Raw genomic sequence first — 8,933 nt, 5'->3', positions numbered from 1 at the left:
CTGTGCCGCCCGGGGCTTCGCCCCGAGTCGGGGGCTCCGCCACCCGAACCCCCGAAGGACAGGCGGTGCCCAAGCAGTAGGGTCGGGCCGACCGGTTAACCATTCAGGGAGGCTCGCAGTGCTGCGCAGGGGACGCGAGAACAAGGCGTCGCGATACGAGCTGCGGGCCCCGGATCCGCACCCGTCGGGCGCGAAACCGCCGGAAATCCCGCGCGAGCTGGTGCCCAAGCACGTCGCGCTGGTCATGGACGGCAACGGCCGCTGGGCCAATCAGCGCGGCCTGCCGCGGATCGAGGGCCATAAGCGCGGCGAAGCGGTGATGATCGACGTCGCCGCGGGCGCGGTCGAGATCGGCGTCAAGTGGCTCTCGGTGTACGCGTTCTCGACGGAGAACTGGAAGCGCAGCCCCGAAGAGGTGCGGTTCCTGATGGGCTTCAACCGCGACACCATCCGCCGCCAGGTCGACTATCTCGGCTCGATCGGCGTGCGCATCCGCTGGGCGGGGCGGCGGCCGAAGCTGTGGGCGTCGGTGATCAAGGAGCTGCAGGCGGCCGAGGAGAAGACCAAGCACAACACGGCGCTGAACATGACCATGTGCGTCAACTACGGCGGCCGCGCCGAGCTGGGCGACGCCATGCAGCGGATCGCGCAGGACGTCGCCGCCGGCAAGCTGAACCCGGACAAGGTCACCGAGAAGACCATCGGGAAGTACCTGTACCAGCCGGACATGCCGGACGTGGACCTGTTCCTGCGGCCCTCGGGCGAGCAGCGGACGTCGAACTTCCTGCTGTGGCAGTCGGCCTACGCCGAGATGGTCTACCAGGACACGCTGTTCCCGGACTTCGACCGGACCCACCTGTGGCGGGCCTGCCTGGAATTCGCGAAGCGGGATCGCCGCTTCGGCGGCGCCGTCGACCAGGCGGCTTCTTCGTGAGCGCCACCGAAGCCGTCGAGACCGCGGAGCTGCTGACGCGGGCCCGGGAGGCGCTGGAGCGGTATCTCGAGGTGCACGTCGACGACGACGGCGCGCTGACGTTCTCCCACGGCGGCGTGCCGTGCGTGATCCAGGCGACCCGGCTCGGCGAAGGCCTCACCGTGCTCACGCTGACCTGCGTGGTCGGCTGGGACCTGGTGGACGAGCCCGCGCTCTCGATCGCCGTCGCCGAGCGGGCGGGCCAGGGCCTGTTTGGGACGCTCGGGGTCGGGCATTCGGACAACGGGGTCGACGTGACGCTGCGGTACGCGTTCCCGGCGGCCGGTTTGGACCCGGCGGCGCTCGGGACGTTGCTGATGCTGGTCGTGTCGACGGCTTCGCAGCTGAGGACCGATCTGCCCGGAATCGTGCCCGGCGACTGACCCGTCCGGGGTGGACTTTCCGCCGCGAACGGAGGATCGGGTACCGAAACGGACCGTGATCCTCCGTTCGCGGCCCGTGCGGGTCCCGTCTTGTCGGACGGCCCTGGCATCATCGCGGTCGTGAACATCGTTTCCGATACCGCGGCCGAGCCCGGCCGGCGCACGCGCCGGTTCCGGATCAGCTCGGTCGAAGTGCTGTGCGCGATCCTGCTGATCGCGATCCTGGCCCAGGGTTGGCTGCAGGACGTGTTCGACGTGCCCGCGCTGCGCACCGGCTCGACCGTGTTCGTCGCGGTCTGCGTGCAGGCGCTGCCGTTCCTGGTGCTGGGCGTGCTGATCAGCGGGGCCATCGCGGCGTTCGTCCCCGCGCGCGTGCTGGAGAAGGTGCTGCCCCGCCGAGCGGGCGCGGCGGTCGGCGTCGCCGGGCTGGCGGGCGTCGCGCTGCCGGGGTGCGAATGCGCGTCGGTGCCGGTGGCGCGGCGGCTGATGGGGCAGGGCGTGGCCCCGGCGGCGGCGCTGACGTTCCTGCTGGCGGCCCCGGCGGTGAACCCGGTGGTGCTGGTGGCGACGGCGGTCGCGTTCCCCGGCAAGCCGGAGATGGTCCTGGCGCGCTTCGCCGGTTCGCTGGCGACGGCGATGGTCATGGGCTGGTTGTGGGCCCGCTGGGGCAAACTCGAGTGGATCACGGCGCGCGCGTTGCGGCGCTTCCCGGACGTGGCGGGCGGTCACCGGTGGCGCGTGTTCGCCGAGACAGCGCGCACGGACCTGGTCGAGGCGGGCGGTTTCCTGGTGCTGGGGGCAATGATCTCGTCGGCGCTGAACGTCCTGGTGCCGGCCCGCTGGTTCGGCGTCCTGGGCGATCAGCTGGTGCTGGGCGTGGTGGTGCTGGCGGTCCTGGCGGTGGTGCTGGCGCTGTGCAGCGAGGCGGACGCCTTCGTGGCGGCGTCCCTGACGGCGTTGCCCCTGCTGCCGAAGCTGGTGTTCCTGGTGGTGGGCCCGGCGATCGACGTCAAGCTGTTCGCGTTGCAGGCGGGCACGTTCGGGAGGTCGTTCGCGGTGCGGTTCGCGCCGGTGACGTTCGTGGTGGCGGTGGCCTGCGCGCTGGGCGCCGGATTCCTGGTGGGGGTTGCGTGAAACGGGAAACCCAGAACATCCTCCTGATCCTGCTCGGCGGCGCTTTGGTCAAGATCGCAGCCAACGGCGACTATTTGAGGTACGTCAAACCGGCCCAGCAACCTTGGATCATCGCGGGCGGCGCGGTGATGGTGCTGCTGGGCGCGGTCGCGATCGTCCGCGACCTGGTGACGTCTCGTCGCCCCGCACCCGACGGCTCGGGCGGCCATGGCGGCGGCGCCGAGGATGGCGAGCTTGGCGGCCCGGGCGGGCATGGCGGCCGCGCCGCGCATGGTAGCGAGGTCGGGCTCGGCGGCCCGGGCGAGCTTGGCGGCGCGGGCGGGTATGGCGGCCGCGCCGCGCACGGCAGCGAGCTCGAGCTTGGCGGCCCCGGCGAGCATCGCGACCACGCCACGGATGGCGGCCGCGCCGCGCATGGCAGCGAGGTCGAGCTCGGCGGCCCCGGCGAGCACGTCGACCATGCCGCGCATGGCGGCCCCGGCGAGCATGGCGACCACTCGCACTCCGCCCGCCCGGCGTGGCTGCTGCTGGTCCCGGTGCTGGCGGTGTTCCTGGTCGCGCCACCGGCGCTGGGCGCGGACTCCGTGATCCGCACGGAGGCTCGCGCCCCCTCCAGTGCAGCCGTGGCCAACGCCGCGGCCTTCCCGCCCTTGCCGCCGGGGAACGTGGTGCCGTTGGCGGTGAACGATTTCGTCACCCGCGCGGGCTGGGATGCGGCGGGCACCCTGAACGGCCGCACGGTTTCGCTGACCGGCTTCGTCGTCCACACCGGAGGCAGCACCCTCCTGGCGCGGCTGGTGATCAGCTGCTGCGCGGCGGACGCGTTCCCGGTGACGGTCCGCCTCCTCGGCGGCCAAGCCGACCACCTGGCGAGCGACGCGTGGATCCAGGTGACCGGCCAGGTCGTCCCGGGCACGGCGACGAAGGACAACAGCTACATCCCGGACTTCACCCCGGCCTCGGTGACATCGGTCCCGACCCCGAAGGATCCCTACGAGTACTGACATTCGTCCAAGACGGGCGGTCTGCCTTTCCGTACTGTGCGCCGCAACCCTGGTCGCGTGCGACGAGACCGACGCGGTCGCCCGGCAGGTGGCCGCGGAAAGCGGGCCCTTCCGCAAACCTCGGCGGCCCGGTATGCGCGGAAGCTTCCGAGAGCCGGTGACGGCCTGCTGCGAATGCCGGGGCCGCGGCCGGTCAACCCGGACAAGCAGATCCCACCGCCGCCGCCAGTGCGCCCTCCGGGGAACCGACGTCGGAGTGGCCTACCGGGCCGGTGATCGGCCGACCTACGGGACGGACTGCCTGCTCGGCTCCCGGGTGCGGGAACAGCGTCCCGAATGGGACCGGGTCCAGCCCGGCGAAGGCCGCCTCGGAACGTCCGGGCTAGTGCTCGGCGCAGGTCCCGGTGATCTCCACCGTGTGCGAGATCTCCGAAAAACCGTGCTCCGCCGCGATCTTCTCCGCCCAGCGCTCCACCGCCGGCCCCTCGACCTCGACCGTCCGGCCGCACAGCCGGCACACCAGGTGATGGTGGTGGTGCGCCGAGCACCGCCGGTAGATCGCCTCGCCCGAATCCGTGCGCAGCACGTCGATCTCGCCGGCCTCCGACAGCGACTGCAGCGTGCGGTACACCGTCGTCAGGCCGATGCCGTCGCCGCGTTTGCGCAGCTCGTCGTGGAGTTCCTGGGCCGAACGGAAGTCGTCGATCGTGCTGAGCAGCTCGACGACCGCGGACCGCTGCCGGGTGGATCGGCGCCCGGGGACCGGGGCCTGGCTGCGCGACGCGGCGGTGTTCATCACTTTCCTTCCTGCACGTGGGCGACGGCGTCGACCACGATGTGCGCCAGGTGGTCGTCGGCGAGGCGGTAGACGACCTCGCGGCCGCGGCGCTCGCCCTGGACCACCCCGGCGGTCTTCAGCACCCGCAGGTGCTGGCTGATCAGCGGCTGGGCGACGTCGAGCGCGTCCACCAGCTCGTGCACGCACCGGTCGGCCGCGCGCAGCTGCAGCACGATCGCGATCCGGACCGGGGCCGCCAGCGCGCGCAGCAGGTCGCCCGCGTCCGTCAGCACCGACTGCGGGGGGTGCGCCGGAGACCCTCCGGCCGCCGGGGCGCAGTCCGCGAGCCCCGGCTGGGCGCCACTCCCGGTGACCGTCGCCATTCCCGCCTCCACGCTGCCCGCGACCATGAATTCCGTAGTCATTGCCGATAACGGTGCCGCCCATCCTAGTGTTCCCCCGTCCGGGACCCCCGCCGCGGCGCCGAGCTGCGGGGTACGGCCGGTCGTATTACCCCATTCGGGTGAGTTCGTGGGATATTGGCCCTACGGCTTCGCATGTCGTCGCCGACGGTGCAAGGTTGTCGCGGAGCGTTTCGCCGTTTCCCGGACGCCGGCGACCCGTTCCGAGCAGAGCAGTGGGGAGACATGACGCGTTTGGTGACGAAGGCAGCCGCCCTGGCCGCCGCGGTGTTTCCGCTGGTCGGCGTGGGTGTCGCGGGTGCGCAGACCCAGGCCGTCGACGAGAGGACCGGCCCGGTCTCGTTCGCGAACATCGCCTCGGTGCGGATCGGGGACCAAGGCCAGCGCGGCGGCGCCCTGATCACCGAAACGCAACGATCCCCGCTGCTGCCCGGCCAGTCGAAGCTCGGCGCGGACCGCGTCGCGGTCCCCAAGGACGACGGCGAGCGCGCCACCTTCGGCGGGCACTACCAGATCGCCCTCGGCCGCTACAGCGCGTCACAGAACCCGTACCCGCCCGGGGTCCCGAGCCGCGACCACAACGTCTTCGCCGCGCTGCAGGCCACCACCGTGCCGACCGCCACCGCGGAGACCAACTACGCGCTGCGGGACACCTGGCAGGGCGGCACCAGACCCGCCGACAACACCGTCCTCGTGCTCGAAGGCGCCAAGACGTCGGTGGACTGCACCGGCCCGGGCAAGTTGTCGACGACGTCGTCGGTGACGCGGCTGTGGGTGCGCCAGGCCGGCGGCGGGCTCGGGATCGTCCCGATGCCTGGCGGCAACGCCGGTCTCCAGCTCAAGAACCTGCGCCTCGGGCCGCCCGGTGACATCACCAACGCCGACCCGGCGACCACCGTCTCCGACCTCGCGCTGACCCGCGTCACCGCCTTCGACCAGCTGATCCGCCAGGACGGCTGGCGCGGGGGCGACCACACCGCGGTCGCCGGCTGGCGGGTCGAGATCACCACGCACGTCAAGGACGCCCAGGGCACCGCGCTGCAGGACGTGAAGACGAACATCGTGCTCGGCGGGGTCAGCTGCTCGATCCCGAAGGGGTTCGTCGCGAAGGCCGGCGGCCCGGCCGGTGGCACGACCGCCACCCAGCCCGCGGTGCCGACGCAGGTGCCGGCCGGCTACCTCGGCGCGGCCGCGCCCGCCACCGACGGGGACGGCTCCCGCATCCCGCTCGGCATCGGCCTGCTCTTCGGCGGGGTGTTCTTCGCCGCCGTCGCCCTGCTGCTGGGCCGGCGGCGCAAGACCGGGACGGACTAGGTGCTGCGCACTGCCCTGGCCGCCGTCTCGGCGGCGCTGGCCGTGGCCGCCTTCGCGGCCGGGATCGTCGTGCTGACCTGGCTGCCGCCGTCGGCGACGCCGGTGGCCGCGGCACCCCCGCCCGGCTCGCTGCCGGGCGAGAACGCGGCCCCGGCGGTGCTCCCCGCGGACAGCGAATCCGCCTTCCAGCAGCGGCCGGGCACGGTCCGGCTGCCCGGCGGCGCCACCGCCCGCCTGGTCCGCACCGAACTCACCGACACCGGCGTCCTGCCGATCCCGCGCGGCCTCGGCGACGCGGCCTGGTGGGGCGCCAAGCTGGGCGCGGCCCAGGGAGCGGCGCTGCTGTCCGGCCACGTGAACTGGGAGGGCAGGCGCGGGCCGTTCGACGAGCTGTGGCGCATGCGGGCCGGCGACCAGGTCAGCGTGGTCGACGCGCGCGGCGGCCGGTGGGTCTACCGCGTCGACGACGTCGTCACGCTGCCGAAGGAAACGCTGCCGGCCCAGGCCGCCCGGTGGTTCGGGCAGGACGGCCCGCACCGGCTGGTGCTGGTGACCTGCGGCGGCGACTACGTCGGCGGCACCGAGGGCTACGACGAGAACCGCCTGGTGACGGCCGAGCTGGTGACGCGCCCCACTGGCTGAACAAGGTTCGCTGCAACCCGAAGCGTCCTTCGCGGCATGCCTGTCTGTGCACTGGCCAAGACAGCGAAGGAGCACAAGCCCATGCAGGAGCGGAACCCGGCGGAGCCGAAGAAGGGCTCCGGCCGCTGGTGGATCGTCGGCGTCGCCGGGGCGTTCGTGGTCGCGGCGCTGGTCGCGACCCTGCTCGTGTTCACCGGAAAGGATGAACCCGCCGGGGCGAACGGCACCGGGACGCCCGTCCCCGCCGCGAACCAGCCGGCGCCGCAGGGCACCCCCCGGAGCACCGGCAGCGACCCGGCGCAGCTGGCCCTGCCCGGCGGCGGCACCGCGAAGCTGATCCAGGAGGACCTCGACGCGGCGGGCGCGCTGAAGATCCCGGAGGGCCTCGACGAGGCCGCCTGGTGGGGCGCGAAGCTGGGCGCCGACCACGGCGTCGCGCTGCTGTCCGGGCACGTGAACTGGAAGGGCAAGAAGGGCCCGTTCAACGAGCTCTGGCAGGTCAAGCAGGGGCAGGAGGTCAAGCTGACCGACGCCGCCGGCGGCGCGTGGGTGTACAAGATCGACGCCACCGAGACCGTGCACAAGTCGGACCTCGCCGGCCGGTCCGAGCAGCTGTTCGACCCCGACGGCCCGCACAAGCTGCTGCTGGTCACCTGCGGCGGCGAGTACGTCGGCGGCAGCGAGGGCTACGAGGACAACCGCGTCGTCACGGCGTCGCTGGTGTCACGGCCGTAGGCTCACCTGCGCGAAAAGCGGTGGGCCCCGGCGGATACCCTGGACGTTCAGTCCTGAACCGTCCCCGCAAGCTTTTCGGAGCGTGGAGTGCCCACGAACACCATTGAGAAGATCATCAGCCTGTGCAAACGCCGTGGTTTCGTCTTCGCCAGCGGAGAGATCTACGGCGGCACCCGCTCTGCGTGGGACTACGGGCCGCTCGGGGTCGAGCTGAAGGACAACATCAAGCGCCAGTGGTGGAAGACTGTCGTCCAGGGCCGCGACGACGTCGTCGGCCTCGACTCGTCGGTGATCCTGCCGCGTGAGGTCTGGGTCGCGTCGGGGCACGTCAACGTGTTCACCGACCCGCTGATCGAGTGCCTGTCGTGCCACAAGCGGTTCCGCGCCGACCAGCTCGCCGAGGAGTTCGCGGCGCGCACCGGCAAGGAGACCAGCGAGGACGACCTGTCCGAGGTGCCGTGCCCGAACTGCGGCACGCGCGGCAAGTACACCCCGCCGCGGGACTTCAACATGATGCTGAAGACCTACCTCGGCCCGGTGGAGTCCGAAGAGGGCCTGCACTACCTCCGCCCGGAGACCGCGCAGGGCATCTTCGTGAACTTCTCCAACGTCCAGACGACGTCGCGGAAGAAGCCGCCGTTCGGCATCGGCCAGATCGGCAAGTCCTTCCGCAACGAGATCACGCCGGGCAACTTCATCTTCCGGACGCGCGAGTTCGAGCAGATGGAGATGGAGTTCTTCGTCGAGCCGGGCGAGGACGAGCGCTGGCACCAGTACTGGATCGACGAGCGTACGAAGTGGTACACGGACCTCGGCATCAAGGCCGACAACCTGCGCCACTACGAGCACCCGAAGGAAAAGCTCTCGCACTACGCGAAGCGCACCGTCGACATCGAGTACCGGTTCGCGTTCAACGCCGGTCAGGAGTGGGGCGAGCTCGAGGGCATCGCGAACCGCACCGACTTCGACCTGACGACGCACTCGAACCACTCGGGCCAGGACCTGTCGTTCTTCGACCAGGCCTCGGGCCAGCGGTACCGGCCGTTCGTCATCGAGCCGGCGGCGGGTGTCGGCCGGTCGATGATGGCGTTCCTGGTGGACTCCTACGTCGAGGAAGAGGTGCCGAACGCCAAGGGTGGCACCGACACCCGCGTGGTGCTCAAGCTCGACCCGCGGCTGTCGCCGTTCAAGGTCGCGGTGCTGCCGCTTTCGCGCAACGCCGACCTGACCCCGAAGGCGAAGGAGGTCGCGGCGACGCTGCGCAAGCACTGGAACGTCGACTTCGACGACGCCCAGGCGATCGGCCGCCGCTACCGCCGCCAGGACGAGATTGGCACACCGTATTGCGTCACGGTGGACTTCGACTCGCTCGAGGACCAGGCGGTGACGGTGCGCGAGCGCGACTCGATGTCGCAGGAGCGCATCGCGATCGACAAGCTGGAGTCCTACCTGGCGGCCCGCCTCATCGGCTGCTGACCCCGGCTCTCAAGCGTCCCAATGTGGCGTTGGTTGCGTCCAGCGCACCCAATGTGGCGTTCGGTGCGTCCA

Annotated in this window: 9 protein-coding genes and 2 pseudogenes; 9 read left to right on the top strand and 2 right to left on the bottom strand. The window is 71.6% G+C overall.

Annotated elements, in window-relative coordinates:
• Positions 1–118: 118 nt before the first annotated feature.
• The 5 genes and pseudogenes from ACWEVN_RS43460 to ACWEVN_RS43440 all read left to right on the top strand — a co-directional run.
• A complete protein-coding gene (locus ACWEVN_RS43460) occupies positions 119–934 on the top strand; it encodes an isoprenyl transferase (protein WP_449687846.1) in 816 nt (271 codons plus the stop codon).
• Complete coding sequence (locus tag ACWEVN_RS43455; RefSeq protein ID WP_449687845.1) at positions 931–1,356, top strand: YbjN domain-containing protein; 426 nt, start codon at positions 931–933, stop codon at positions 1,354–1,356. Before ACWEVN_RS43460 ends, ACWEVN_RS43455 begins: the two co-directional genes overlap by 4 nt.
• A gap of 120 nt (positions 1,357–1,476) precedes the next feature.
• Positions 1,477–2,490, top strand: coding sequence for a permease (locus ACWEVN_RS43450; protein ID WP_452055178.1), 1,014 nt, complete (start codon positions 1,477–1,479; stop codon positions 2,488–2,490).
• Positions 2,487–2,699: pseudogene (locus ACWEVN_RS43445) on the top strand (TIGR03943 family putative permease subunit); the annotation flags it as partial. The gene ACWEVN_RS43450 and the pseudogene ACWEVN_RS43445, both read left to right, overlap by 4 nt.
• A 273-nt stretch (positions 2,700–2,972) precedes the next feature.
• Positions 2,973–3,494, top strand: a pseudogene (locus ACWEVN_RS43440) (TIGR03943 family putative permease subunit); the annotation flags it as partial.
• Between the two features lie 382 nt (positions 3,495–3,876).
• Here ACWEVN_RS43440 and ACWEVN_RS43435 read toward each other — a convergent pair.
• Both ACWEVN_RS43435 and ACWEVN_RS43430 read right to left on the bottom strand, forming a co-directional pair.
• Positions 3,877–4,290: a Fur family transcriptional regulator gene (locus ACWEVN_RS43435; protein WP_086839655.1), complete on the bottom strand. Its 414-nt coding sequence runs from the start codon at positions 4,288–4,290 to the stop codon at positions 3,877–3,879.
• Entirely contained in the window at positions 4,290–4,655 is a 366-nt protein-coding gene (locus tag ACWEVN_RS43430) for an ArsR/SmtB family transcription factor (RefSeq protein ID WP_396136944.1), read from the bottom strand. Before ACWEVN_RS43430 ends, ACWEVN_RS43435 begins: the two co-directional genes overlap by 1 nt.
• Positions 4,656–4,919: 264 nt before the next feature.
• Here ACWEVN_RS43430 and ACWEVN_RS43425 point away from each other — a divergent pair, with 264 nt between their 5' ends.
• From ACWEVN_RS43425 to ACWEVN_RS43410, 4 genes are all read left to right on the top strand, one after another.
• A complete protein-coding gene (locus ACWEVN_RS43425) occupies positions 4,920–6,008 on the top strand; it encodes a hypothetical protein (protein WP_452055177.1) in 1,089 nt (362 codons plus the stop codon).
• Positions 6,009–6,650: a class F sortase gene (locus ACWEVN_RS43420; protein WP_449687842.1), complete on the top strand. Its 642-nt coding sequence runs from the start codon at positions 6,009–6,011 to the stop codon at positions 6,648–6,650. It begins immediately after the preceding gene.
• 81 nt (positions 6,651–6,731) lie between these two features.
• On the top strand, positions 6,732–7,385 hold the full coding sequence (locus tag ACWEVN_RS43415; protein WP_452055176.1) for a class F sortase: 654 nt from the start codon (positions 6,732–6,734) through the stop codon (positions 7,383–7,385).
• An 87-nt stretch (positions 7,386–7,472) separates the two neighbouring features.
• Positions 7,473–8,861 carry a glycine--tRNA ligase gene (locus ACWEVN_RS43410; protein ID WP_449687840.1) on the top strand — a complete coding sequence of 463 codons (1,389 nt, stop codon included), beginning with the start codon at positions 7,473–7,475 and terminating at the stop codon, positions 8,859–8,861.
• The last annotated feature ends 72 nt before the right edge of the window (positions 8,862–8,933 follow it).

It is taken from the genome of Amycolatopsis sp. NPDC003861 (assembly GCF_053605405.1).
This window is presented reverse-complemented; position numbering and strand designations above follow the sequence as displayed.

Bases quoted from the DNA above. Each gene is read 5' to 3' on its own strand.
- ACWEVN_RS43435 (WP_086839655.1), bottom strand. From the start codon at position 4,290: ATGAACACCGCCGCGTCGCGCAGCCAGGCCCCGGTCCCCGGGCGCCGA.
- ACWEVN_RS43430 (WP_396136944.1), bottom strand. From the start codon at position 4,655: ATGGCGACGGTCACCGGGAGTGGCGCCCAGCCGGGGCTCGCGGACTGC.
- ACWEVN_RS43425 (WP_452055177.1), top strand. From the start codon at position 4,920: ATGACGCGTTTGGTGACGAAGGCAGCCGCCCTGGCCGCCGCGGTGTTT.
- ACWEVN_RS43415 (WP_452055176.1), top strand. From the start codon at position 6,732: ATGCAGGAGCGGAACCCGGCGGAGCCGAAGAAGGGCTCCGGCCGCTGG.